Source organism: Chryseobacterium sp. CP-77, assembly GCF_036362765.1.
GTDB classification, from domain to species: Bacteria; Bacteroidota; Bacteroidia; order Flavobacteriales; family Weeksellaceae; genus Chryseobacterium; species Chryseobacterium cupriresistens.
Map to the genome: position 1 here is coordinate 4,311,622 of NZ_CP143637.1, position 25,689 is coordinate 4,337,310.

Annotated in this window: 20 protein-coding genes and 1 tRNA gene; 10 read left to right on the forward strand and 11 right to left on the reverse strand. The window is 34.2% G+C overall.

What is annotated here, in order from left to right; translation table 11 throughout:
* Window positions 1-57: 57 nt before the first annotated feature.
* From ribD to rbfA, 6 genes are all read right to left on the reverse strand, one after another.
* Window positions 58-1,083 carry a bifunctional diaminohydroxyphosphoribosylaminopyrimidine deaminase/5-amino-6-(5-phosphoribosylamino)uracil reductase RibD gene (gene ribD, locus V0410_RS19300; protein ID WP_330745273.1) on the reverse strand — a complete coding sequence of 342 codons (1,026 nt, stop codon included), beginning with the start codon at window positions 1,081-1,083 and terminating at the stop codon, window positions 58-60.
* A 64-nt stretch (window positions 1,084-1,147) separates the two neighbouring features.
* Window positions 1,148-2,947 (reverse strand): DUF349 domain-containing protein, encoded by a 1,800-nt coding sequence (locus tag V0410_RS19305; protein WP_330745274.1) that lies wholly within the window; start codon window positions 2,945-2,947, stop codon window positions 1,148-1,150.
* 74 nt (window positions 2,948-3,021) lie between these two features.
* Window positions 3,022-3,759: a shikimate dehydrogenase family protein gene (locus V0410_RS19310; protein WP_330745275.1), complete on the reverse strand. Its 738-nt coding sequence runs from the start codon at window positions 3,757-3,759 to the stop codon at window positions 3,022-3,024.
* A 63-nt stretch (window positions 3,760-3,822) separates the two neighbouring features.
* Window positions 3,823-5,616, reverse strand: a complete 1,794-nt coding sequence (locus V0410_RS19315; RefSeq protein WP_330745276.1) for an endonuclease — start codon at window positions 5,614-5,616, stop codon at window positions 3,823-3,825.
* Between the two features lie 79 nt (window positions 5,617-5,695).
* Window positions 5,696-6,901 (reverse strand): ABC transporter permease, encoded by a 1,206-nt coding sequence (locus V0410_RS19320; RefSeq protein WP_330745277.1) that lies wholly within the window; start codon window positions 6,899-6,901, stop codon window positions 5,696-5,698.
* A 3-nt stretch (window positions 6,902-6,904) separates the two neighbouring features.
* Entirely contained in the window at window positions 6,905-7,264 is a 360-nt protein-coding gene (gene rbfA / locus V0410_RS19325; RefSeq protein ID WP_002983518.1) for a 30S ribosome-binding factor RbfA, read from the reverse strand.
* A gap of 93 nt (window positions 7,265-7,357) precedes the next feature.
* Here rbfA and mce point away from each other — a divergent pair, with 93 nt between their 5' ends.
* Together mce and V0410_RS19335 are read left to right on the forward strand one after the other, a co-directional pair.
* A complete protein-coding gene (gene mce, locus V0410_RS19330) occupies window positions 7,358-7,756 on the forward strand; it encodes a methylmalonyl-CoA epimerase (RefSeq protein ID WP_330745278.1) in 399 nt (132 codons plus the stop codon).
* A 62-nt stretch (window positions 7,757-7,818) separates the two neighbouring features.
* Window positions 7,819-7,892 (forward strand) — tRNA-Ile (locus V0410_RS19335).
* Window positions 7,893-7,949: 57 nt separating this feature from the next.
* On the opposite strand, the gene V0410_RS19340 is transcribed toward V0410_RS19335, so the two are convergent.
* The 5 genes from V0410_RS19340 to V0410_RS19360 form a co-directional block, all read right to left on the reverse strand.
* Window positions 7,950-8,801 (reverse strand): thiopeptide-type bacteriocin biosynthesis protein, encoded by an 852-nt coding sequence (locus V0410_RS19340; protein WP_330745279.1) that lies wholly within the window; start codon window positions 8,799-8,801, stop codon window positions 7,950-7,952.
* A gap of 5 nt (window positions 8,802-8,806) precedes the next feature.
* Window positions 8,807-11,002, reverse strand: coding sequence for a lantibiotic dehydratase family protein (locus V0410_RS19345; protein WP_330745280.1), 2,196 nt, complete (start codon window positions 11,000-11,002; stop codon window positions 8,807-8,809).
* Window positions 11,002-13,227, reverse strand: a complete 2,226-nt coding sequence (locus V0410_RS19350; protein ID WP_330745281.1) for a CocE/NonD family hydrolase — start codon at window positions 13,225-13,227, stop codon at window positions 11,002-11,004. Before V0410_RS19350 ends, V0410_RS19345 begins: the two co-directional genes overlap by 1 nt.
* 57 nt (window positions 13,228-13,284) lie before the next feature.
* Complete coding sequence (locus tag V0410_RS19355; protein WP_164720342.1) at window positions 13,285-13,455, reverse strand: hypothetical protein; 171 nt, start codon at window positions 13,453-13,455, stop codon at window positions 13,285-13,287.
* A 148-nt stretch (window positions 13,456-13,603) separates the two neighbouring features.
* Window positions 13,604-15,334, reverse strand: coding sequence for a helix-turn-helix domain-containing protein (locus V0410_RS19360; protein WP_330745282.1), 1,731 nt, complete (start codon window positions 15,332-15,334; stop codon window positions 13,604-13,606).
* A gap of 210 nt (window positions 15,335-15,544) precedes the next feature.
* On the opposite strand from V0410_RS19360, the gene V0410_RS19365 reads away from it, so the two are divergent.
* From V0410_RS19365 to V0410_RS19400, 8 genes are all read left to right on the forward strand, one after another.
* Entirely contained in the window at window positions 15,545-17,671 is a 2,127-nt protein-coding gene (locus tag V0410_RS19365) for an outer membrane beta-barrel family protein (protein ID WP_330745283.1), read from the forward strand.
* A gap of 51 nt (window positions 17,672-17,722) precedes the next feature.
* Complete coding sequence (locus V0410_RS19370) at window positions 17,723-17,914, forward strand: ecotin (RefSeq protein ID WP_126358679.1); 192 nt, start codon at window positions 17,723-17,725, stop codon at window positions 17,912-17,914.
* Window positions 17,915-17,983: 69 nt separating this feature from the next.
* A complete protein-coding gene (locus V0410_RS19375) occupies window positions 17,984-18,190 on the forward strand; it encodes an ecotin (protein WP_330745285.1) in 207 nt (68 codons plus the stop codon).
* Window positions 18,191-18,519: 329 nt separating this feature from the next.
* The gene (locus tag V0410_RS19380; protein ID WP_002983500.1) at window positions 18,520-18,720 is read left to right on the forward strand and encodes a hypothetical protein; all 201 of its coding nucleotides are present in this window, start codon (window positions 18,520-18,522) and stop codon (window positions 18,718-18,720) included.
* Window positions 18,721-19,068: 348 nt separating this feature from the next.
* On the forward strand, window positions 19,069-20,424 hold the full coding sequence (locus V0410_RS19385) for a radical SAM/SPASM domain-containing protein (protein WP_002983497.1): 1,356 nt from the start codon (window positions 19,069-19,071) through the stop codon (window positions 20,422-20,424).
* A gap of 10 nt (window positions 20,425-20,434) precedes the next feature.
* Complete coding sequence (locus V0410_RS19390; protein WP_330745286.1) at window positions 20,435-21,352, forward strand: hypothetical protein; 918 nt, start codon at window positions 20,435-20,437, stop codon at window positions 21,350-21,352.
* A gap of 9 nt (window positions 21,353-21,361) precedes the next feature.
* Entirely contained in the window at window positions 21,362-23,548 is a 2,187-nt protein-coding gene (locus tag V0410_RS19395; RefSeq protein ID WP_330745287.1) for a peptidase domain-containing ABC transporter, read from the forward strand.
* 227 nt (window positions 23,549-23,775) lie between these two features.
* The gene (locus tag V0410_RS19400; RefSeq protein ID WP_442879155.1) at window positions 23,776-25,527 is read left to right on the forward strand and encodes an alkaline phosphatase D family protein; all 1,752 of its coding nucleotides are present in this window, start codon (window positions 23,776-23,778) and stop codon (window positions 25,525-25,527) included.
* Window positions 25,528-25,689 lie beyond the last annotated feature (162 nt).

A 25,689-nucleotide genomic window follows, 5' to 3' on the forward strand; every position in this document is an offset into this window, starting at 1 on the left:
TTAATTTTGTAAAACTAATGTAAATAAATTATTTCATTTTACGGTGATAAAATCGTGTTATTTTGAATTATAGAATGAAACTATATTATCTCTGAATGTTTCTGTTTTCGTTGCTGTATAATTGAATTCCGGCGCTTTTGTTCCGTTTTTAAGGATGAGATTTTCATTTTTTATCACTATTGCTTCATCCCAGAGACCTGCATTAATAAATTCCTGCAGCGTAAAACGGCCGCCCTCGATAATAACTGATTGTATCTGTTCTTTATACAATGCCACCATGAGTTCAGCCAGAAAATCGGCCTTGTTGATTTTAATGAATTGAATATGTCCTTCAGAACCTTCTTTCACAGAATTTAAAACCAATGTTCTTGCTTCATTGTTATAAATATTGAAGCTGGCAGGAACTTTTAAATCAAAATCAATTAAAATCCGGACAGGGTTTACTCCTTCTGCATTTCTTACGGTAAGACTTGGATTGTCATTGAATGCAGTTTGAGTTCCTACTAAAATGGCATGCTCGTCAGCTCTTAACTGATGAACAAACTGATTAACCAAAGGATTGGAAATAGCAGTCGGTTTAAAATCTTTATCAAGAAAACCATCACCGGATTCTGCCCATTTTAAAATGATATAGGGTCTTTTCTTTTCGTGATACGTGAAAAACCTTTTGTTCAGTTCAATGCATTCTTTTTCAAGTATTCCTGAAACAGCTTCAATTCCAGCATCCTGAATGATTTTTTTTCCCTTGCCGTTCACTTTATCATGGGAATCCATAGCGCCAATCACTACTTTTTTAAAGCCCAGTTCTTTAATCTTTAAAGCACAAGGCGGTGTTTTGCCATAATGGGCGCACGGTTCGAGAGATACATAGATCGTTGATTCCGGGATCAGATCTTTATTTTTAACGGAATTGATGGCATTGATTTCTGCGTGGTTTTCTCCTGCTTTATGATGATATCCTTCACCTATAATTTCCCCATTGTGGACTATAACGCTTCCTACAAGAGGATTGGGATAGGTGTTGCCGAGAGCTTTTTGAGCCAGTTCGATACATCTTTTAATATAAAATTCGTCGTTGTTCATGTTTTATAAAAAGAAAAAGCGAAGACAAATTGCTTTGCTCCGCCTTTATTAATTTTGTTATGTATTATTCTCCGCTGATAATGCTGTGAAGATTTTGTTTTAATGTTTCAAGATGAGCCTTTTTTTCATCAATCGTGTTGTAAGTATCTTTCAACAGAGGGTTTTCTCTCGACGGTTTGTTGAAGAAAGAAAGGTTGTTTTCCAGTTTAACAATTTCTGCCTCAAGGTCAGAGATTTGATTTTTGATCTTTCTTGCTTTGTCGGTAAGCTGGTTTTCAGATAAACCTTCTTCTTTCAGTTCAAGCTCATTGATCTTGTTTATTTTCAATTTCTCTCTTAATGTTTTGTTGAATTCAGAGTTGATTGAAATTTTGTCTCTCGGAACTTTTCCGATGTTATTCCATGAAGTCTTGATCTGCTCAATTCTTTCGATGCTTCCTTCTTCGTTGGAAACTTCCTTCAATTCATCAAGAAGTGCTTTCTTGTTTTTATAGTTTTCCTTCCAGTTGTCGGTAGAAGTATTGCTCTTCTCTCTGTAATTGTTGAAGAATGCATTACAGGCGTCACGGAATTCATCCCATATTTTATTGGTCATGCTCTTGGGAACGTGGCCGATTTTTTTCCAGTCTTCCTGTAGTTTTTTGAATAACGGAACAGCGATATCCCATTCCTCGTTATTCATATTGTCCTGTGCAGTCTGGATCAGTTTTAATTTTTCTTCAAGATTCGCCTGTTGAGAACCTTTCAACGATTTGTAGTAATTATTTTTCGTTGTATTAAAGCCTCTTAGTGTCGTTTTGAAGTCGTTCCAGTTTTGGTTGGAAAGTTTTCTTGGAACACTTCCTGTTTTTAAGAATTCAGAACGCAGATCTTCCACTCTTTTAATGGCATTCTGCCAGTAGTTGTGGTTGGGCGTTTCCGAAGGTTCAGACAGTTTCTTGATTTCAGCGATGATCTCATTCTTCTTTTCAAGGTTAACAGCCTGCTCTTTTTCAATGGATGCGGAAAGTTCAGACTTTCTTTCGTGAATTTTGTTGGAAATTTCTTTGAATTCTTCCCATGTTTTTTCACGGAATTCTTCTGCAACAGGCTCTGCTTCTTCTTTCCAAAGTTTGTGAAGATATTGAAGCTCGTTTAACGCTTTCTGAATTACAGGCTCATTCTCAAGTTCTTTAGCACGGGCAATGATATGCTCTCTCTTTTCCAGATTGTGGCTGTATTCCTGTTCCAGAAATTCTTTATTCAGATCCAGCATCTGATAAAACTGATTCAGATGGTGGAAATAATTATTGTTAAGAATTTTGAATTCAGATTTGGCAACTTGTCCGGCTTTTGACCAGTCTTCTTTAATCTCGCGAATAGATTTGAAAAGATTGATTCCCGGTTCTGAGCTTGTGTATAGATTTTTAAGTCTTTCGATAATACTTTGGCGGTGGTCCAGATTCTTCTTTTGTTCTTCTTCCTGTCCTTTCTGGAAGTCATCATGTTTTTCCTTGAAGATATTAACCAATGCAGAATACTTTGCCTGAGATGGATGCTCATAGCTGAAATTTTCAGCTGGATTTCCGGCTTCTACATATTCATGCTTTTTATCTTCCACTTCATCATGGATGTAATGACTTGCTTTTTCCTTCAGCTGATTGAATCTTTTGAAATTTTCACCGGCGTTGGGAGTGTTGATGATTTTTTCCATTTCCTTTAAAGCATCGGCAAGGGAAATTTCTTCTTCATGTTCATCCAGGTGTTCTGTATCATCGTCATGGTGGTTTGCATCATGAGAAACCGTGTTTTCTGATGTGTCCTGAGATACTTCGTTAGGATTTTTCTTTTCTTCGTTTTCAGAAAGATTGTTTTCTGTAGTCATAGCAAATCTTTTATGTGAGTGGCGTTAATATCTTTTAAATATAGCTTTAAGGCCAATTAAAGTACTAATTTATGTTATTTTTTTTGAAAATTCCAAATTTCCCAGGCTTTTTCTGCTTGCTGTTCAAGCATATAATAGCCATTCACGGTTTTTGCTCCTTTTTCAGAGGCATTGATGATGAATTGAGTGTAGTTGGGATTGTAAATCAGGTCGATAACCAAATGATCTGAAGAAAGCCCGTCAAAAGGAAAATTAAGACAGTCTTTCACATTCGGGAAAGTACCTACCGGCGTACACTGAATGATAATTTTATGGTCGGCAACAGTTTCCTGATCAAGATTTTCAAAATTGATTTCCGTACTTCTGGAAATGGTGACTGAAGGAATACTGTGTTTATCCAAGGCATATTTTACGGCTTTTGCAGCTCCTCCGTTTCCTAAAATCAAAGCTTTATCCTGTGAAGGTTTTCTGTGCAAAAGAAGCGTTTTTTCAAAACCGAATGCATCTGTATTATAGCCTGTTTTCTTACCATCCTGAATAAGAACGCAGTTTACGGCGCCTATTTTCTCCGCTTCATCACTTAATTCATCCAGATAATCAATTATTTTTTCTTTGTAAGGAATCGTTACATTGAAACCTAACAGGTCCGGAGACGCAAAAAGTTTTTCTACTTCATTAATTTCGTTCAGATCAAAAATATCGTAGGAGAAGTTCTTCAGCATGAGCTTTTGGAACTTGTTTTCGAAGAATTTTTTAGAAAAAGAATAGGAAATGTTTCGTCCTATCAATCCTAATTTTTTATTGGAATCCATCTATCAAAAGTAAAAAAAAGACCGGATAAATCCAGTCTTTTAATTTGAAATATTTTTTAATAATTAATCTACGATAAATTTAGTAGAGAAATTTTCTGTTTTCAGAATGTAAGTTCCTTTAAGCAAACCTTTAAGGTTGATCTTATTTGAATGTCTGAAAGGGTTGGCAATCGTTTCAATTAATTTTCCGGAAAGATCATAGATATCAGCTTTTGAAATTTTGTTAAGGTTTTCTCCTTTTACAAATAATTCATTATTTCTTACCGGGTTAGGGTAGATGGTAATAGCTGACTTGTCTTTTAGGTTTTCGGCAGTAGCTAACGTAGTTCCGAAACATGTCCAGCTAAGATCATCCAGAGCCACTCTGTTGGAAGTAGAGGAATTTGTCAGTTTAATCACCGCATTTCCGCTTACATTTATATTATTAATGGTAGTTGTAGTAACAACATTACTGTAAGGAATGGTTCCTACATTGACGTCGTTTACAAGAACATTGAAGTATCCTGCACTTCCGGAGAACTTCAATTGAGTTGTTAAAGTTAAGCTTTGAACTCCACCTGAAAATGAAGAACTTGTTAAAGTACCATTTCTAATGGTGATCGCTTTATTATTGATGGTTTGATCAACTCTTGCATCTGTTGCAGTCCAGGAAATTCCGTTGTTAGTCCAGGTTGCTGTCAGATAAGTATTGGCAGCACCACTGATCATTTCAAAATTTTCAGTTCCACAGCTTCCTCCTCCGGCAGGTACATCCAGAGTTGTTTCTGTAGCAGTTGTACTTTGTGGGGAAGAGTTTGAGAAAGCATCTTTAGCAATGATGTAGAATGTATATTGAGTCAATGGTGATAATCCTGAAACAATAGTAGATGTTGTTGTTCCTGAAACAGTAGCTTTTAATGTTCCGTTGGCGTAAATCTGGTAAGACGTTACTCCCACATTATCTGTTGCAGCTGTCCAGCTTAAAGCAATAGAGTTTGAAGTCGGATTGCTGGCAACGAGGTTGGTTGCTGCTGTAGGTGCCTGGCTGTCAATAACCGGAGCTCCCCAGATCTGGGTAACATATTCAGGGTGATCAATGAAAGGGTTTCTGTTTCCCTGGTAAGTATAAGAAGCATTGTTTCTGGCAATTTCTTCCGGCGATACCGGATCCATTGCATTCCACGCTAAATATTGATTAAGTGCCCAGGGCTGTAATCCCGGAAATGCGGTGTTGCCAAGCATGTCACCAGTAGTGAAATTAGGAAGTTTATCCTCATATCTTGTTACGAAATAAAGAATCATTCTCGCAATGTCTCCTTTGAAAGCATCAATGGGTTCAAATACAGTGCCTGCATATCCTGCTGATACAGAATTTCCTAATTTTGATCCGTTTTTCGAAGTAAAAGAAGGGGTCCCTACAATTCCGAAAGGATAATTGGATCTCATTCCGTTCACTTTTCCATCGGTAGCTCGGATAAAATGAATATCAGCAACCATAGGAGATGCACTGTTAAATAGACTCTGAGGAATTACGTGCTCTCTGTTGTAACAGTCACCTTCATTAGAATATCCGGTAGATCCGCATTGACTGGTCCCCAGGGTGAAATTATATTGATCTGGCCCATTTGGATTTTCAGAATAAATATCCAGAATAGTTCCATCATTTTCATAGAAATAATCGCGGTCTGTGGTAGCATAACCTGTCCATAGGCCACCATAACCATTGTCTACATGTCCATTAGTGATAATGGTTTTAAGAGCTGTTTTAAGAGCTGCACCTGTTAAGGTCGGCGATTGGTTATAATATCCAGCCGGAGCCTGTGCCAAAGCGCTTATAAATGTCACGCTTAAAAGAAAAAAAGATAAAATTTGTTTCATTTTTTAAAATTGGGGCGTAAAGGTACGAAAAAATGAAACCGAAGTATATTAATTGTATGTAATATATAAACTTGAAATATTAGTTTTTAGTAATATATTCTTTACTGATTTTTGAAAAGAACCATGAAATAGTGATTCCAAATAAGGAAGCCGTAAGGGCTACAATAAGATAGTTCTTTCCTACAATTTTTACCGGGAATGGCAGAACTTCATTGGCTCTGAAGAATTCTGTATAAAGCTGGAAATAGCAAAGAGCTGTTCCAAAAATTAATCCGGTAATTACTCCGGAAATAACAATCAGAAGTCCGGTGTAGAAATAGGTCATTCTTAAATGGCTTAAAGGGAAGCCGAGTGATATCAATGATTTTGCCTGCTCTTTTTTATCAAGCTGAAGGATAATAATTGCTCCGGCAAGATTAAAGGTGGTAATAAAGATGACCAATGCAAAGATCAGGTAAATAAAAAGCTTTTCAGTGTTGATCATTTTCCAGAAAGCTGCATTCTCTTCTTCCTTGGTTTTGATCTCAATATTTTTTCCGAGTGAAGAAAGCAGACTTTGTTTTACTACATCTGCATTTTCCGGATTTTTCAATTTAATAACAATCTGGTAAGCCGAATTTTTAGGAAGACTAAGTAATTCTTCCGTAAGCTCAATAGGAGAAACGATATAATTGTCCAGCTGGTCTTTTCCGGGGAAAACACCCGTTACCAGAATATCTCTTTTATTATAGATGTCTTCTTCCTTGGTGATAATCCCTGTTCCCGGTTTGGGCATGAATACTGTTGCATAATGATTGGAAGAATCTACCGGAATTGATAGCCTGTTATCCAGACTGTTCTCCATCAATACCTCATTCGAGTATCTGAAACTTGGATACGTTCCGTAGAATACTTCTTTATTGATAGGATTTACCTTCACATAGGCGGAATCTACACCTCTTAAGTAAGCAATATCGCCCTTTCCGTTGAAGCTGATGTATACTTTTTCTTCAATAACACGGGAGAAACTGCTGATTTCTTTATTGCTGGTGAGAATTTTTGTGACATTATCCAGATTTTTAATTGTTTTTCCGGAAGTGCTTTTTAAAGTAAGATCAGCATGAAGATTGGAAATAAGGTCTTTATTCAGGTCCTCAAGTCCTGAAAATACCGAAATAATGACGAACATTGCAGCCACAGCAACCGTCATGGCACCCACGGCCAGCCACGTAATGAACGTAACGGCAGTACTTCCTTTTTTAGCCAAAAGGTATCTGGATGCTATGTAAAATGCAATATTCTTCAAGATCTATAAAACAGGATTGTCGCCTTCGCCTCTTAATTCTCTTTCCAGTCTTTCAACATCATCAAGAGCGGTATCCAGGTAAAAGTTAAGTTGTGGAATAATACGCACCTGCTTTGCCATTTTCTGGCCAATGAAATTTCTGTATTGAGGTTTGTTTTCTTCAATCTCCTTCATCACAGCGGTACGGAACTCCTGTGGAAAAATGCTTAAATAAATTTTGGCAATTCCTAAGTCGGCAGTTACTTTTACATCTGAAACAGATACCAATATGCTCTGTTTGCTTTCTGCAGCCTGTTTGCGGAAAAGCTCCGCGAAGTCTTCCTGAATAATCTGTGCTACTTTTCTTTGTCTGTTACTTTCCATAATTTCTGCAAATTTAGTACTTTTGTTTGAATTGATACTTTGAAATTCAACTGTAGTATCAAATTTACGATTTAATTATATTGATTACTATTTATGAAGCTAGAACATATTGGTATTGCCGTAAAGTCTTTAGGCGTTTCTGATGAACTTTTTACAAAACTATTAGGAAAAGAATCCTATAAAAAAGAAACGGTGGAAAGAGAAGGTGTGGTAACTTCTTTTTACGAAACAGGAGAAAGTAAAATTGAACTTCTGGAAGCCAGTAATCCTGAAAGTCCGATTTCTAAATTTATTGATAAAAAGGGAGAAGGCATCCATCATCTCGCATTTGGGGTTGAAAATATCCTAGAGGAAGTAAAAAGATTAAAAAAAGAAGGATTTGAGTTTATCTCTGAAGAACCGAAAGAAGGTGCTGATAACAAACTAGTTGTATTCCTTCATCCGAAGTCTACCAACGGCGTGCTGGTAGAACTTTGCCAAGAAAAGCAATAAAAAATTTTGTAGTGAAAGAAATTTTACTATTTTTGCAAACACAAAATTTAACCAAGTTTTGAGGTCCTATAGCTCAGTTGGTTAGAGCACCTGACTCATAATCAGGTGGTCCCTGGTTCGAGCCCAGGTGGGACCACAGAAAATCAACCGCTTACATCATGTAGGCGGTTTTTTATTTTTCATAAATTCAAATTTATTTTTGCAGAGAATGGGTTCTGTTTGTTTTATAAAGACGGAATAAGTGATCATAAACCACCATCTCAAATAATCTTTGATGCGAAATAAACAATCGGTTAATATGCATATGAAAAATACTTTTGAAGAAATCTTTTGGTTTTATTTTTAATACATTGTCATTTTCTAATTTTGAAAGTTCTTCAGGCTTTAATGCAATTTTAGTGATATTACTTTTTATTAAGTTTCTGATTTCTTCATATTCCTCAGAGGTAATGAATTCAAAGTAATGAGGATAAAACTCATTATACTTTTTCTTTAACTGATTATTTAAGTTCTTATCTGCATTGAATTCTGATTTGAAAGCATTTTCAGAACGCTTCGCAAACTCTATTTTCTCTTCAGGAGATAGGTTGAATGCTGATAAAATTTGATCTATATAAAATAAAGAAGTAATGATCTTTTCTTCATCACTGTATTCCAGAAAGTTTAAAATCAATTGACTGCTTTTAAAAAAGAGGTCTTCCGCGTATTCTATCGTGTTTTCACCGTAACGTTCAAGTTCTCTCGAGTAGGTATCCATAATGATAGAAGCGACTTCTCCCGATTCCAGATAGTCCTTAAATAAGGAATTGATCATTCCCAGGATCATACTACAGGCAGTTATATTTTTAAGGTTTAATCTTACTCTTAGGTGGGGTTTAGGATCGTTATATCGTATAAAAAACCATTGATCAATAAGGTTTTGAATTTGTAATTGTTCAACTAATGGTTCTATAACTTCCTGTAAAATAGTATCTGAAGTTTTGATCCCGGTGTAAACTTTGAAATAAAGCCATTCACTTCCCGGATGAAATTTTCTGGTTATCATCTTATTTATAGATCTTTATAAAGAGAGAAAACGAATTGATGAATATAATCTGACTGATCATTATACAGGAACTCCTCAATAAAAATTAGTTTCTCATTTTTTACGGATGATAAAAACATTTGAATTAAATCGTAATTTTTCAGGTTGACCGCCAGTGTATTATCTCCTTTTACCCACTGTATCCATTGTGGAATTTGTTTTAATTTTCTCCACTCTTCAATATTTTGAAACAGAAGATCTTTTTTACCAGATTGAAGAATGGAATCAAAATAATGAATTTGTTCAGGATCAATTTTCCACTGTGCTTTAGACAGAATTATATTTTGATATTCAATTCTTGGAAGGAAGTCATAAATTTGGGATAATCCCCCCCAGCTAAATGATAAATAAGGTTTTACACTCTGATTATTATAATCGCATAAAAAATGGTAGACAGGTAAAGAGTTGTTTAAATAATTATGGGCATTCGTAAGATGAGGAATAATTTCTTTATTGTGCTTCTTTGACCTTAGAAATAACTGGCTATTCTTTATGGACAGGTACAAGTCTTCCACAAAAATTTGATTGTCTTTTTCTAATGCAGAGCCCGCCAGATAAGGAATTTCATATTCTCTTATAGAAGGTCTTCTGATCACATTTCCAATTCTGGATTCGGGTAAGTGTACAATTTCTGCTAAAATTTTGTCCGGATTAAGTTCCTGTTCTTTTTCAGCAATGGCTTTCACCAAATCTTTTATAGATGATTTTTCTGAACAGAATCTGCCCAATAATTTTCCGGCATTTCCACCGGCAGATTTTAAAAATAATTTTTCCTGCTGATTTTCTGAAATGATTTCAGCCATAACGGACAATGTATCTGGCAGTTGATTCCACTGTTCCTCAAAACCATTAAAGTCATCATCAGTTAAATGTATTACATGATCTTTATTCCAATAAGCTTTTTGTAATTTCCGATTGAGAATGATTTGTACCGGATTAAGATTTACCCGAATTTCTTTTTTCTGATTAGGATAGGGCAGGATTAAATCTTCAATATAAGGATGAACCCCTTTGGCCGGAATATCTTGTAAATAGCCAATTCCTATTTCCGGATCTAAAGCATACGATAATGGAACTTCTTCGTTTTCAAATCTTTCATAAAAGGCTTTTTTGAATTTTTCTAAAGCAGATTCTTTGTAAGGAACAGCAATTTTATTCAGAAAAGAGATTCCTTTCTTCAGTTCTTTTTTCCATTGATAGGATAAATTTGTTTCATCTTCAAAATAAAGATCTGTCTGAAAAAGATATTTCTTTTCATATTGTACATTCAGTTTTTTGATGAGTTCCTCAATTTCAGAATATACTTCTGCCGTATTTCCAAAATGTAAATCAAGGTCACTGATCTTGTTTTTAATAGCCACTAAAATATCTTTTTCCTGATATCTGCCAATTTTGTTTAGCATGTAAATTAATCGTTCCAGAAAATCTCCTCCCGAAACTGTAGGATTAATTTCACTTATCAAAACCTGATTTCCGATAAGCTCATCAATAAATTCCCGGGCTTCTTCAAAAGATATATCTTCATGAACGAGGAAGGTGGCAAGCTGGTCAATTGTTTTACCGGTTTCTGAAAATTGTAGTATAAGTTCCAACTCTTTGGAAAATGGAGCTGAAGAAATGATGTAATCTCTTTTTCCTCCTGTATTTTCATATTCTACAAAGCGAATTTTATTTCCAACCTTATGAATACTGTTGTTAGGAAAAAAAGAGATACTATTTTTAATGGCCGGAATTAAAAGAATCTGCTCTGATAGTGCCACTAAAAAATGCATATCCAGCTTTGTATCTCTTACTTTTGTAGGTTCTGAGAATATCGGAAATAGAGTCTCTTTTTCAAATTTTCCTGTACTTACTCCTGAAAATAAACCAAATGGGGTACAGCGGGTACTTGAGCGGTTATAATATTTTAATAATGAAATCTTTGTTTTTTCATTTGGCAAATTAGACGTTGTATGTTCACGATCCGTCAATTTCTTTATCTCATCATATAAGGAAAGAGAAGCTAAATAAATGGCTTCTCTAAAAATTGTATGGTTGCAATATTTTTCTAAAGATCCCTTGGTGATGTTTTCACCAGAGAAATGATCCTGAAATTCTTTGTAGGAAAAAATTGGAGATCTGACAACAAATGTGTCAAAAAACTGAAATGGAAAACGTGGCATTAATTAAGTGAAATAGGAATTTCTATAAAACTGTTATTGTAAAATTTTATTTCCACAGGAACTGCAGCATCCTTGATGGTTTCTTCACTCACATCTTTTCCGGTTCCATAGTTGATCTGCATAAGTGGATTTTTTATAACTCCCAGGACCAAGACAAGTGTACTGCCTTTTTCTATTTTTTTGCTTACAAATTCATTATTGACAGCAGCTATATCCGTTTCTTTATTTTCACGCAGCAATTGTCTTTTCTCTGAGCTTTTAGCATAGCTTGCTCTTCCATAATAGGTGGATAACAGAAAATATTTACCTTCTTTGGTCTTTTCATAAAGTTTCATATATACATCAACATCTTTTTTATTAACAGATAATTTCAGATTACCCACAAAATTTCCTGTAAATTCCACCGGTTTTTCAAATGGCTCTGATGAAAATACAACAGCGTCTGGACTGTAAATTTTACTATCCAGCACATTATCTTTTTGCTTAAAAAGCTCATCTGCATTGGTACGGTCTTTTAAATCTACCGTAAGTGGTGTGAAGTCTTTATCTTTATCTTTTGCTAGAGAAAGCTGATGTTGGTTTGTGATATAGAATTTTAATTTATTTTTATCAAAATCATCAATGCCGGAGGTACTTTTCCATTCATTGGTTCCCATTACCTGATAATTAATTTTATCTTTTAAGAAAGCTGGTTTTAATTTACCCTTCAGAATATAATCAAACCATTCCATTGTCATATTTCCGAGATCAATATTGGCTGCAGAATCAATAGCATACCCTTTTAAATTACTTTTAATATAACCTTGAGCTCCTGAATGATCATACGGGCCGATAATGACATAATGGTCGGCGTTTTTGTTATATTTAGAATGGTTTCTTAAATAATATAATGCTCCCAGCTGATCAGAGTCATAATATCCTGTAATGGTTAAAACCGGGATGTTGATATTAGAATACTCCTTTTTATAAGGAATCATTTTCTGCCAATAGCTGTCAAATGCCGGATGTTTTAACCAGCGCTGAAATATGATATTTTTTTTACCGGCAATAGAATCTAACTTGTTAAATGCCTCACCACCTTCATACCATTTTTTAAAAACAGAATTCCAATGATCTTCATCTTTAAAACCTGCATCAAGCATTTTATTGTTGGTAACATAATTAATCCAACGAAGCGAATAGGATGAAAAGATGTTATTATTCATGGGGAAATCTACAACGCCAATTCCTACAGAGGCCTGTGGAATAATAGTTTTTAGAGCAGGATGAATATTTTTAGCGGCCGCCCATTGGCTGAATCCCAGATAACTGCCTCCGATCATTCCTACTTTGCCATTGCTCCATGGCTGTTTTATCACCCAGTCTATAACCTTATTTATATCTTCCTGCTCATGCTCAAAAGGTTCTATGGCAGCGTTGCTCGTATATTTTCCTCTGGGATAAATGTAAACAGAATGATAACCAGAGCTTGCATGTACTTTTTGATCATTGACATCTTCCGGATCGGGATAGATGGAATTGACCAGGATGGTGGCTTCCGGATTAGTTATTTTTTTATTTAAAACAACTCTTATACTTATATTATTATTGATTAATAAACTGTCTTTTACTTCAAAGTTTCTGGAGTCGAGTTCTTTTAAATAATTTTTAGCGATATCAAATGTAGGTCCTGTTATATATGAGTTATAACTTCTGCATAGCTGTAAAGCTTTTTTCAGATCTACGCTGTCTTTGTTCTCAAAATCATTTTTAAGAGTAGCCAGAATTTCCTTTTTTGTTTTCTCGGTATCACCATTGAAATAGCGGGGAAGTATGACCTGTGTTTTTATAGGAAGACTTTCATATTTTTTCAGAAATTCTTCTTTATATTTTTCCTGAAAATTTTTGTATGAATTTTTATTTTTTTGAGCATTTATGTAAATTTCATACTGTGTTCCCATAGCGTATGAAATAATAGGATTACTTTTTCTGTAAACACTGCGTACTGAATCTAGCTGACTTAAAGCAGTATCATAGTTTTGTGCTGCCATACTTACTCTGAAAAGATTATCATACTTTACCGCCTTGTCTTTTTCTTTATAATTCTGTTGTATTTCAGAATTTAAATAAGAAATTAAAGGCTGCAGTTTTTCAATATTGTAGTCATTAAAATGTTTAATACTTATTTTCTGAGAAAAAGAAATATTGAATGTAAGGAAAAATGATAGGGCTAACAGGTACTTCATAAAAATAAAAAATCAGTAATTTTTCTCAAAATTACTGATAAAATGTTAAAATTGTCATTAATTTTTTACTGTCACATCCAGAGTATCTAATGTTTTGTCTAAGACCGTATCATTACCATCATTCAAAAGCATTTGATCACCTCCTCCGGAGCTAATCCCTCCTTTTATTTTAGACATTTGAACTTTGTTTAGGGATAATCTTTTTTCTGTTTTTTTAATTTTTTTCACTGCTAAAGTAGTTTTAAGATTTTTAAATAAATTGAAGTACAAAGGAAATTCTATTCCTGTAAATAAAGAATTTATATATGCCGAAATTGATAAATTTCGGTGAGATTTACATGTAAAATATTAATTTTTAGCAGTTTGTAATTTTGTTTTAATTGAGTGCTTTTATATAATAAGAAGGAAGTGTTCCTGTTATTTTTTTGAAAGCATTCGTGAAAGACTCAGCATTGTTGTAGCCAATATCATCAGCAATAGCAGCAATGGTATGCTTTCTTATTTTTTCGTTAGATTTTAATTCTTCAACAATATAGTTGATCCTAAGCTCGTTCAGATATTGGGAAAAGTTTTTACCCTTTAATTCATTGACTAGCTTTGAGAGATAATCTCTGTTAGTATCAAATTCTTTTGACAGAGAATCTAAAGTAATATTTTTATTTAGAAAACTATTAGTCTTTTCAAACTGTTCTATTTTATCAATGAGTATTTTAAATTTTGGATTAGAAGAAAGGTCACTTTTCGTAGCTTTTTCCTTTCTTTCAATGGTAATGGAAGGATTATCTGTAATGGGAGTTTCATTCTTTTGCTCTTTTTCCAGCACAGGGGTACTCAAAGGTTTTTCTGATAATACTTTTGCCTGCTTTTCGTATTCTTTTATTTTCTTCCTGTTTTTCCTGATTACGAATATGAAAGCTAAAGTAATCAGAAGCAAACACGATATCAGCCAGGCATTCTGATGGTTCAGTCTTTCAATTACACTTACCTTTTCTTTCATAAGCAAAGGGGTGTCATATTTTTTCAGAATTTCTTTTGAAAGATTTTTTCGGTTCACAGCTATTATACTGTCACTATACATCAGGTTGTCAATGTATTTTAGTTGGTTTTTTAAATCGCCTTTCTTTTTATAAAAGTCTATCAGAATTTCATATCCCTCTCTTTTTATAGGTTCAAAACTGTTGAAAGTAAAAGAAATTGAATCTGCCTTTTTAAAAAATTCTATAGCTTCGTTTTCACTGCGGGTTGCATATTTTATTTTTCCCAGATAATAATATAAAACTCCTAGATTACTATAATCTTTATTTGTTATCAATCCTTTTTGTACTTCCAGCAGGATTTTATAAGACAGCGAATAATCTTTTACATAAAAGAGGCTAATCCCTTTTATCATAAGCAGATAGCTGTAATAAGAATAATTATTGTATTTCTTACATTCTGTAAGCCCCAGATCTGCAAATTCAATACCTTTTTTATAGTCCTTACATTTGGTATAAATATTAGCTAAAGAAAAAATAGAAGCAATATAGTTTTTAGCATCTACATTGTTGTTTTTTATTTTATCTTTTTCATACTTATAGTATTTCAAAAAGAGAGGGAGTGCTTCCTGATATTCTTCTGTGGCTGTTTTTAGGATAGCAATGAGTTTGTTTATATAAAAAAACTGTTCTTTATTTTCAGCTCTGTTGTGATTAATAGCTATAGTATATTCATCTAAAGCTTCTTTGTATTTCCCTTCATTGTTGAATAAAATACCCTTTAATATATAAGATTTTGCCGGGTAATCGTAGTTATTAACGTTTTTTGAGGCAGAGATGAGGGAATCTGCAAAGGGATGCCCGTTTTCATTCTTCAGATTTTTTACCCGTGCTATATTATAATATCCATCAAACAGGATGTCCCTATTATTTTCTTTCTTTCCTTTTAATAGAATGTAATTGGCTAAAAGCTCGGCTTTATCGTTGTCAACCTGGAATACTTTATTGTAAGCATCATTAATATACTTATAACTTTTATTCTTTAACGAGTCTGGAATGTTTAATCCCTTTATGCTTTGAGAAAAGAAAAAAACAGGGAAAACAGTTAAAATAATTAAATGAAACTTCTTCATATTTCTAAATACACTGCAAATTTATGAATTATCATCGGATTTTTATCATGGAAGTATAAACGGTTGTTTATCAGTTGTGTATTGATCTCTTTTAATCGTGAATTTGTAAATTTTTGGAAAAAGATATACCGATATTGATCAATCTCGGATTACTAATCTTGTAGACCTTAGGTATAATCATGATGTTTGCATCAGAAATATTGAAAGTAAATGAGGAAAATAGTAATATGTGTAAGTGTTTTGCTTCCGTTGTTGGGTTTCTCTCAAGAGAAGAAAGATTCCATTAAAACAGTTATAGAAAAACAAATTGCAGAAATAAAAGTGAATGGTAAAAAACCTTTTTTTGAACAAAAGGATGACCGTTTTGTTTTTAATGTTGAAAATAGCGATTTGGTTGTAGGAAATCACATATCCGAAGTTCTCTCTCAAACACCATTGTTAAAAGTAGATGATAATAAAATAACTCTTCTGGGAACGAACGCCTCTGTTTACATCAATGACAGAAAATCAATTCTTAAAGGCAAAGATTTAATACAATATCTTAATGCTATGCCGGCTTCTAATCTGGTAAAGATAGAGCTGATTACCAATCCTTCCTCAAAATATGATCTGGAGGATGCAATGATTATTAATCTGAAGCTGAAGAAACTGGAAACAGATGGACTGAAAGGAAGTTTTACCATTACAGATAAACAAAACAGAAAAAACAGCCAGCAGGCAAATATTACTTTAAATTATCATAAAAACAGATTTTCAAATAATACCATGCTGTTTTTTGAAAATAATAATGACCTGCAAAGAAACAGTATTGATAACTATAGCTCAAAATTCAGCAGAAATCAGATTATAGGAAGTACGCTGATTAAAGAAACCAACTTTGGAGGAAATACAGGTTTTGATTACGAGCTTAATGAAAGAAGCAGCATAGGAGGTATTCTGGAATATTACCACAAAACACCTGAATTTTCACTTGAAAACAGGAATATATACTATGATACTACAGGAGGAATTTTTGAAAACAGAACGGTAAATACACAAAATGATAAGCTGAATCTTTTCGGAGGAAATATTTATTACAGCTTTAATGATGATAAAAAATCCAAAAGACTAGATATCAACTTTGATTATTACACCCATCACAGAGATAATACGACAGAGTTTTTTAATTTGACAAATCCGTATACTAATTTAATATATAATGATTATCAGAAGGACAATTATACGGTAAGAGTAGATTACTCCAAAACTTTCGAAAAACTAAAGATTAGTCTTGAAGCGGGAGGAAAGCTTAATTGGCTTTCTACGGATAACCCTTATGCTTATTACAACGCAGACGGCACATTGAATACCCTATTTTCCAATAATTTCACGTATCATGAAAATATAAACGCGTTATATACTAATGTTAAGAAAAAAATCTTTTCTGTGTTGGATGTCAACTTAGGGGTGCGTTATGAAAACACAAATATCAACGCAAAACAAAATACAGTTAGCGAGAACTTTTCCAGAAGTTACAACAATATTGTGCCCAGCATCAACCTTTCTTATATGATCAATAAGAACAACAGAGTTTCTCTGGGATACAGAACTGCATTATGGAGACCTTATGTAGATGATTTGAACCCGTTTATTTATAAGAATAATGAAACCTGGTGGGAAACCGGAAATCCTGACCTTAATGTGGCAAAGATGTACTTATTCAATGCGAGCTACAGCATAAAAAGAACCTGGGTGTTTGTAAGTAATTTCGGAATTGTAAAAAATCCTATTCTTCCTTATACAGAGGTTGTAGATAATGTTTCCATTACAAGACCCAAAAACTTTGAAGGTAATGTAAAACGTCTTTATGTGGGATTGAACTATAATAAACCATTGTTTGAAAACAAATGGATGTTCAATCTGTCTACAGGAATGTATTATATCAATAATGCAGATATCTATGATGTTCATCCTAGTTCTTGGTATAATAACTCTTCCGTTACAATTAGTGGAAATAATCTTTGGAATAAAGGCTGGAACATAAGCTATAACTTTGGTTACACCTCTCCATATACATTAGTTAATAAGAAAAACGGTTATTTTATCAATAATCAGCTTGAGGTTTCAAAGAGTTATAAAGATTTTAAGTTCAAGCTTTCTGTAAAAGATCTGCTGAATCTTTCAAACTCCCGCAATACACTATATAATAATGACGGATATATTGAAACTCTTTCGCAATCAAATTTAAGATCCATATCACTCAGCATATCCAAAACATTTGGAAACAACAAAGTAAAAAAAGTGAATACCGGAGACATAGACAAGGGGAGAACTCAAAATGAAAACCCCCGGCTGTAATCCTGTTTTTTTACTGCAAAACTAATACACTAAGAATAAAAACTAATAACCATGAAAAACAAAAAACTTGTGGAGTTATCCAAAAAGATAACCCTCGGTAAGATCAAAAAATTAGAAAAACAAGAGGTTTTAACAATCTACGCAGGAAAGGATATTACTGGAGATTGCTATGGACATCCTGATTGTAATTCATACTGTGGTCCGTTTATCTGCTCGACGAATGATTGTTGGAGCTTTTCATAAAAATTTTTACTGAGCCTTCTCTGAAGCCGGAACTTTTCAGCAAACTATTAACCATGAAAACTTATTGTGATGAAAAACAAAAAGCTGTTTGAATTGTCTAAAAAAATTACTGAGAACAAAATCCCAGGAATGAAAAGAGAATCAGTTGAAGTTATTAAGGGAGGAATACAAAAAGAGATTATATCAGACTGTGCATGTTTCGGTGCAAATGCATGTTGGGGTTATGGAACCAGTCCATGTGCATTAAACAGTTGTTGGGCTTATTTTGACCAATAATTCGCCCACATAGGCTTGATTAATTTTTATAGAGTTAAGATTCGTAATAAACATAAAAAACTTACTTCTATGAAAAACAAAAAGCTTAAAATGATTTCTCAGAAAATCACAAATGTCAAAATGAAAAAACTGCAAAAAGAAGGCCTTGTATTTATTACCGGTGGCTTACTCGCTTACCATTGTAGCCAATGTACCTGTAGTTGGTGCAGGCCGGATCTGCACGTAGATCCTAATTGCTGGAGCTTTTCATAAAGAAATTTGTATTCTGTATAGTCCTGTGTGGAATTAAAACTGTTCAGGAGAATTATTAACCATGAAAATTTATTGTCATGAAAAACAAAAAATTGTTTGAATTGTCTAAAAAAATTACTGAAAACAAGCTACAGGGAATGAGCGAGAATTCAGTAAAGACAATCAAAGGAGGTAGACTTCCTTTGGAATTAGCAGCAGACTGTACAAGTCAGAACAGCTGCTGGGGATTCGGAGGTACAGCTACTTGCAGTGGTAACAGCTGCTGGAGTTATAACTAATAGAACTCTGATTCCACAAATTTATGTTCTGCAGGGTCTTGTGTGGAATTAAAACTTTACAAGAGAAAAAATTAACCTAAGATTTATTGTGATGAAAAACAAAAAATTGTTTGAATTGTCTAAAAAAATCACTGAAAATAAGCTACAGGGAATGAGCGAAAGTTCAGTAAAGACAATCAAGGGAGGTAAGTTACCTTTAGAGCTAGCAGCAACGTGCACAAGTCAGAATGACTGCTGGGGATTCGGAGGTACACAAACTTGCAGTGGTAACGAATGTTGGAGTTACAACTAAAGTAAAAAGTAGAGTAGCATTCGTGCTACTCTATTTAATAGTAAAATAAAATAATTATGAAATACAAATTATCAAGATATATCCATACCATAGAAAACGAGGAAATTTTAGATGATCATGTCATTCTTTTTTCTACCCGTTCCGGAACATCCATTGAAGTGAAAAAAGGGTTATATGAAAAAATATGTAATCTTGAAACCACTCAGATTCCCGAAGAAATTTTTATCAACCTGATAAAAAATGAATTTTATGTACCTGAGTTTGAAGATGAGTTAAGAGAAATCCTTTCAGACAACATCATGTCTGTAGATCATCAGGATCTGAAAACACTTTCTTATGTGATTCAGCCTTCAGGAAACTGCCAGCTGGGATGTCACTATTGCGGTCAGTTGCATACTAACAAAAGTATGTCAAAAGAAGTTTTAGATCTTACCTATGACAGAATTATTACTAAAATGGAAAGTTTGTCAAACGATCTGGAACATTTGAGTATTACATGGTATGGAGGAGAGCCGTTAACAGGTCTTTCGGCTATCTCTAATTTATCCACCCGTTTAATCAGCCTTTGTGAAGAGAAAAATTTAAAATATTCTTCAAGAATTATTACAAATGCTTTAAGCCTTAAATATTCTCTTTTTGAAAAACTGGTAAAAAATTACAGGGTTACAGAATATCAGATCACAATTGACGGAACTCAGGAATTCCATGATAAGAGAAGATATCTGAAAAATGGTTCTAACAGTTTTGATATTATCATTAAAAATATCAAAGAAATTGTTAATTCCGAATTATATCAAAAAGAAGCAAGTTTTAATATCAGATGTAATGTAGATAAAGAAAACAGCTACAATGTGATAGATTTTATTGATTATCTGGAAGCAGAAGGAATCCTTCAGCACGTAAGTTTCTATCTTGCTCCTATCCACGACTGGGGTGATAACAAAGCTACTATTAAAGGCGTGTCAAAAGAAGAATTTGCTGAGCTTGAAATAGAAGTTTATATGAAGCTTCTGCAATCAAAAGCAAAATTTAAAACACAGATTATTCCTGAAAGAGTTACTAAACCTTGTATGGTAGTAAGCCAGACCTCAGAAGTATTTGACGCTTTTGGAAATGTCTCCACATGCTGGGAAATCCCGTACACTCCAAAATATGATAACTCTGAGTTTTATGCCGGAAACATTGTGAAAGATAAAGATGTAGACAGCAAAAATGTTGTCATGAGAAACTGGTTTAATGAAATACCGGACAACAACTCATGGTGCAAAAGCTGTAAATTCCTTCCTCTGTGTGGTGGAGCATGTCCGAAAAACTGGTATGATAATATCCCGGCGTGTCCTTCCTTCAAATTTAATATTGACGACAGAATTCTTCTTCAAAGATATATTAATGAACAAGCTGTGCTTTCTTAATAGATGATGTATGGAAACAATAATTTTAGACAAAATAAAAACAGTAGAATTCAGGGAATATGAGGTGAAAAAACCAAGACATATTTTCGAAAATCTGATTGAAGAATTTAGAAAAGATATTCCGGAAGATATCCAGGCAGGATTGTTTTACTATATGAATCTGTCTGAAAAATCACTTTCTGCTTTTCGTACAGGGAATACTACCTTAGGAAATTACCTTTATTCAAAAATGCAAAGTATGAATACCTATTTCATAGAGCCTATTCATCAGGGGATGATAAGCTTAGACTATGCTTTGCTTGCGTATAAAAATTACGTGGAAAATGATTTTGTACTGGCAGAGGAAAATATTGACAGGGCTATTGAAAGTGCTTTAGTTCAGAGTAACACGTTTCCTTATTTTGCCATAATTATTGGAGAACAATCACTTAATAAAATCAGAATTTTTGCACGTACTCAAAATGAAGAGCGGTACAAGACAGAAGTTATGAAGATATTGGCTTTTTTCATGTTTAACCAACATGAAAACGAGAACTGCAAAAATCTGGCTGAAGATCTTCCCCTTATTGATAAGCAGGGAATGTTAAAACATATTATAAACAACTCTTATATCGCCATTCTTAAATCTTCGCAGGATGAGAAAAAAACAAGACTGATATTTCAGCAGATCTTTAACACCCTGCTAAAGCAAAATGAATTTTCAGGCGATCAGGAAAATTTACTTATAGCCATGCGCTGTATCGACAAAATTGAAGATGAAGATTTTTTAGATTATCTGAATGAGAATTTTTCTCATATCAAAAGTTCTCCGCAAAAATTAGTAAAAATTATAGTAGAAAATTATTTAGATAAAATATCCAATAACCAGCAATTAGTTAATGACGAAGAATTTACTAAAAAGCTAAAAACACTAGGCATAACAATTTAACTTATTATTGTGTTCAACAAATTCCCCTTTTATTCCCAAATAGAACAGATGGATTGCGGTCCGGTTTGCCTTAAGATTATTCTAAAATATTACGGCAAAGACTGTGATCTGGTATATCTGAGAAACCTTACTGAAGTTACCCGATCCGGGGTTACTCTGGCAGATATTAATGATGCCGGTAAAAAGCTGTATTTTCATACAACTCCCTTTAAGGTTCCTTTGTCTACACTGAACGAGGATGTTCATTTACCCTGCATTTTACATTGGGAGCAGGAGCATTTTGTTGTACTCTATAAAATCAAAAATAATTTTTATTATATCTCAGATCCCAAATATGGCAGACTAAAGCTTAAAAAAGAGCAGTTTGTAAAGCTTTGGATTTCGTCCACAGATAATGAAGGGATTGGGCTACAATTAATCCCGAAGGAAGAGTTTGTTGAGTTTAAACCTCCTTTTGAACAGCAGGATTTAAAAATTTTCAAAAGCTATATTCGTTCAGTTTTAGAAAAACAAAATTTCAAAATTGGACTGCTGATTTTTTTAATTACGATAAGTTCCGTTATTTCCTATATCTTTCCTCAGCTGATTCAGAAGATGTTTGACGAAGGAATGAAGTCGAAAGAAGGAAAAGTGATCATTGGAATTTTCGGATTTCAGATGCTTTTGTATGGAGGGCAGATACTCATCAATATCCTTCAGAATTTTGTAGGAGTACACTTTAGCTCACAGGTAAGCATTAAAATGCTGAATGACTTGCTGCAGAAAACAGTCAGACTTCCGGTCTCTTTTTTCGAAAACAGATTATATACAGACCTATTACAGAAAATAGAAGAACAGTCAAAAATAGAACAGTTGTTAACCAGACAATTGCTATCGAATATTTTATCAGTTTTTTTACTGATTGTACTAGTAATAAGGCTTTTAATATATAACCAGTATATAGCATTAGGGTTTCTGGGAATTGCTGTTTTTTCCACTGTATGGATTTACTTGTTTCATAATAAAAGAAGGATTATAGATTATTATGCCTTTAAATTAAATTCAGAAAGCAAAAATCATCTTGTTGAGATGATTACCGGGATGGTTTCCGTTAAAATTAGTAATGCTCATATTTCAAGAATATCAAAGTGGGAAGAGCTGCAGAGAAAGATATATAAGACCAAAGTAAAAAGTCTTATCCTGGATATTTATCAAACCAATGTTACCAGCATTATTAAACAGTTATTTATATTTTCAACTACCTTTTTTTGCGTGTATTGGGTATCACTTGGGAAAATGACGGTTGGTGAGATGCTGAGTATAGGATATATTATAGGTATTGCTTCCGCACCCATAGAAAATCTGGTCGCGTTTTTCCGCTCATTTCAGGATTCAAGTTTAGTGTATAAAAGAGTTCAGGAAATTCTACAGCAAACCGATGAAAACCTTAATTTAAAAGAGGGAAATCAGGCTCTGCTGAGTAAGGATATTAGTTTAAATAATGTATGGTTCAAATATCCGGGGGGACATCAGCCCTATGTTTTAAAAAATATCAATTTTAAAATTCCTAACGGGAAAGTTCTTGCCATAGTTGGAGAAAGCGGAAGTGGAAAAACCACATTATCCAAACTTCTTCTGGGATTTTATCCTTCTTCAGAAGGAGATCTGAACATCGGGCAAGAAGAGCTGTTTCAGATCAATCATGATTGGTGGAGAAGCAATTGTGGGGTTGTTCTTCAGGACTCATACATATTCAGCGGAACCATAAGGGAGAATATTGCCATGCAGGAAGACGCAGATGAAAAATTATTGATCAGTGCCTGTAAATTAGCCAATATATACGAAATGATTCAAAGTCTTCCTTTAGGATTTGACACCAAAATAGGAGCCGCAGGAGATGATCTGAGCGGAGGGCAGAAACAACGTATTCTTATTGCAAGGGCTGTATATAAAAATCCGGATTTTATTTTCTTTGATGAAGCTACTTCTGCGCTGGATGCAGAAAATGAAAAAATTATACATGATAATTTACAGGAATTTTTTAAAGGAAGAACCGTTGTTATCATTGCACACCGTTTATCCACAGTAAAAAGTGCAGACAATATCATTGTTTTGAAAAAGGGCGAAGTTGTAGAGCAGGGTAACCACCAGGAATTAGTATCCAAAAAAGGAGAATATTTTAATTTGGTCAGAAACCAGCTGGAATTAGGAGAATAAAATAAGACCATAAATAATATATTTGATGAAAACAAAGTTTCTTCTATGGAACTTGTTGAAAAAGGAAGCCGGAAAGGTTTCCTTTTTGTGTTTGCTCATTACAGCGATACATATCATAACAATTTCCTATGCATAACATTAAACATTTGTTTAAAAAATCATAAAATATATTTAAAACACAGTTAACAGCCGTCTTCTCCGGATACCGTTGCTTTGCAAAAAAAGTAATGATGGAAAACAACAACCCACTCAACAGAAGAAGATTTCTTAAAAATTCACTATTGGCAGCCGGAGGAATTTTCTTAGCTCCTTTAATTGAAAGCTGCAGCGATGATTTTACTGAAAACGGAAATGCCCCCGATGATCTTAAAAACGGAGGTTTTGAATCCGGGGTAGCAAGTTTTGATCCAAGCGCAACAGGAATTATTATCTGGACCCGGTATTCAAAAGGAACAGATGCAGAGATTACATGGGAAATCAGTAAAAACAGCAATTTTTCAGAAGTAGTAAGAAGAGGTCAGGCAAATGCTGCACTGGTAAATGATTTTACTGTAGCGGTAGATGTACAGAATATTTCTTCCAACACAAAATATTACTACAGATTCTATAACAGTACAACTAAGGAAGTCAGCGTAACAGGAGAAACCCTTACTTTACCTTCAAAATCAGATGCTGTAAGTGAAGTTAAAATGGCTGTCGTATCTTGTTCCAACTTTCCTGCAGGACTTTTCAATGTGTATGGTGCGATTGCAAAATCTGAAGCAGATGTTGTCGTACACCTTGGAGACTATATTTATGAATATGCTCCCGGACAATACGGAACAAACCCCTACACCAATCAGTTGGGAAGAGCCCATCAGCCGGCGAAGGAAATTCTTAACCTCAGCGATTACAGGGAACGATACAGGCAGTACAGAGGAGATAAAAACCTTCAGCTTCTTCACCAGAAAAAGCCTTTCATTTGTGTCTGGGACGATCATGAGTTTGCCAATGATACCTATAAAACAGGAGCAGAAAATCATCAGCCGAACGAAGGAGATTTTCAGGCAAGAAAAATGGCTGCATTTCAGGCTTACAGCGAATACATTCCTCTTAAAACAGGGAAAGATATGAGAATTTACAGAAGTTTCAGCTTCGGGAATATCGTTTCCCTTTACATGATGGATACAAGGGTGATTGCAAGGGATAAACAAATGGAATATTCGGATTATCTTGATAATACAGGAAGTTTTAATCAGACACAGTTTAAAACAGATTTCTTAAGCACCAGCAGAAAACTGATCGGAAACGAGCAGATGTCATGGCTGAATGCCCAGATCAATGGTGATACAGCCAAATGGAAAGTGCTTGGACAACAGATTTTAATGACGAAAATGATGGTTCCTGCAGAGCTTTTGATGCTGTTGAATCAGATTCTTGCAGAAATTAAACAGTATGGAAGTGCACAGCCGGCTACTATGCAGGCACTTCAGAATACCATCACTCAGTTGATTATTCTTAAAACAAGACATCAACAACAGGATCCTACATTGACACCGCAGGAAATTGCAAGAATCACAACTACTTTACCGTACAATCTGGATGCATGGGATGGATATTTCATGGAAAGAGAACAGCTTTATTCTGTTCTTGCCGGAAAAAATGTAGTGGTACTGGCCGGAGATACCCACAATGCATGGTTAGGAAAGCTTACCGATGCGCAGGGTAAATTTATCGGGACAGAGCTTGCCTGCAGTTCCGTTTCTTCTCCTGGCCTTGAAGGATATCTGGGAATCACTTCGGATCCTGCAAAAGCAATAGAACTGGCTCAGGCATTTTCATTATTGATTGATGACCTGGAATATGCCAATCTTTATAAAAGAGGATATCTGCATGTGAAATTTACCACCGGAAGTTCTACTGCAGAGTGGAGGTTTGTAGACAATGTGATTTCCGATACCTACAATACCACTACAGAAAAGACCTATACGATTTCATAGTTTCAATTTAATTATATCTTATTTTCAATTTGGTAAAAAGAGTCATGGTGCTGCTGTGGCTCTTTTGTATTATTTAATCTGATTAAGTAGTTTGGAAACCGGAAGCAGTAAGAGGAAAGGTATTGAGATCATAAAAAACTTCTTAATTTATCATTTTTTATA

Excerpts from the sequence above, each read along its gene's own strand:
- ribD (WP_330745273.1), bottom strand. The coding sequence starts at position 1,083 with ATGAACAACGACGAATTTTATATTAAAAGATGTATCGAACTGGCTCAA.
- V0410_RS19305 (WP_330745274.1), bottom strand. The coding sequence starts at position 2,947 with ATGACTACAGAAAACAATCTTTCTGAAAACGAAGAAAAGAAAAATCCT.
- V0410_RS19310 (WP_330745275.1), bottom strand. The coding sequence starts at position 3,759 with ATGGATTCCAATAAAAAATTAGGATTGATAGGACGAAACATTTCCTAT.
- V0410_RS19315 (WP_330745276.1), bottom strand. The coding sequence starts at position 5,616 with ATGAAACAAATTTTATCTTTTTTTCTTTTAAGCGTGACATTTATAAGC.
- rbfA (WP_002983518.1), bottom strand. The coding sequence starts at position 7,264 with ATGGAAAGTAACAGACAAAGAAAAGTAGCACAGATTATTCAGGAAGAC.
- mce (WP_330745278.1), top strand. The coding sequence starts at position 7,358 with ATGAAGCTAGAACATATTGGTATTGCCGTAAAGTCTTTAGGCGTTTCT.
- V0410_RS19340 (WP_330745279.1), bottom strand. The coding sequence starts at position 8,801 with ATGATAACCAGAAAATTTCATCCGGGAAGTGAATGGCTTTATTTCAAA.
- V0410_RS19345 (WP_330745280.1), bottom strand. The coding sequence starts at position 11,002 with ATGCCACGTTTTCCATTTCAGTTTTTTGACACATTTGTTGTCAGATCT.
- V0410_RS19350 (WP_330745281.1), bottom strand. The coding sequence starts at position 13,227 with ATGAAGTACCTGTTAGCCCTATCATTTTTCCTTACATTCAATATTTCT.
- V0410_RS19360 (WP_330745282.1), bottom strand. The coding sequence starts at position 15,334 with ATGAAGAAGTTTCATTTAATTATTTTAACTGTTTTCCCTGTTTTTTTC.
- V0410_RS19365 (WP_330745283.1), top strand. The coding sequence starts at position 15,545 with ATGAGGAAAATAGTAATATGTGTAAGTGTTTTGCTTCCGTTGTTGGGT.
- V0410_RS19370 (WP_126358679.1), top strand. The coding sequence starts at position 17,723 with ATGAAAAACAAAAAACTTGTGGAGTTATCCAAAAAGATAACCCTCGGT.
- V0410_RS19375 (WP_330745285.1), top strand. The coding sequence starts at position 17,984 with ATGAAAAACAAAAAGCTGTTTGAATTGTCTAAAAAAATTACTGAGAAC.
- V0410_RS19380 (WP_002983500.1), top strand. The coding sequence starts at position 18,520 with ATGAAAAACAAAAAATTGTTTGAATTGTCTAAAAAAATTACTGAAAAC.
- V0410_RS19385 (WP_002983497.1), top strand. The coding sequence starts at position 19,069 with ATGAAATACAAATTATCAAGATATATCCATACCATAGAAAACGAGGAA.
- V0410_RS19390 (WP_330745286.1), top strand. The coding sequence starts at position 20,435 with ATGGAAACAATAATTTTAGACAAAATAAAAACAGTAGAATTCAGGGAA.
- V0410_RS19400 (WP_442879155.1), top strand. The coding sequence starts at position 23,776 with ATGATGGAAAACAACAACCCACTCAACAGAAGAAGATTTCTTAAAAAT.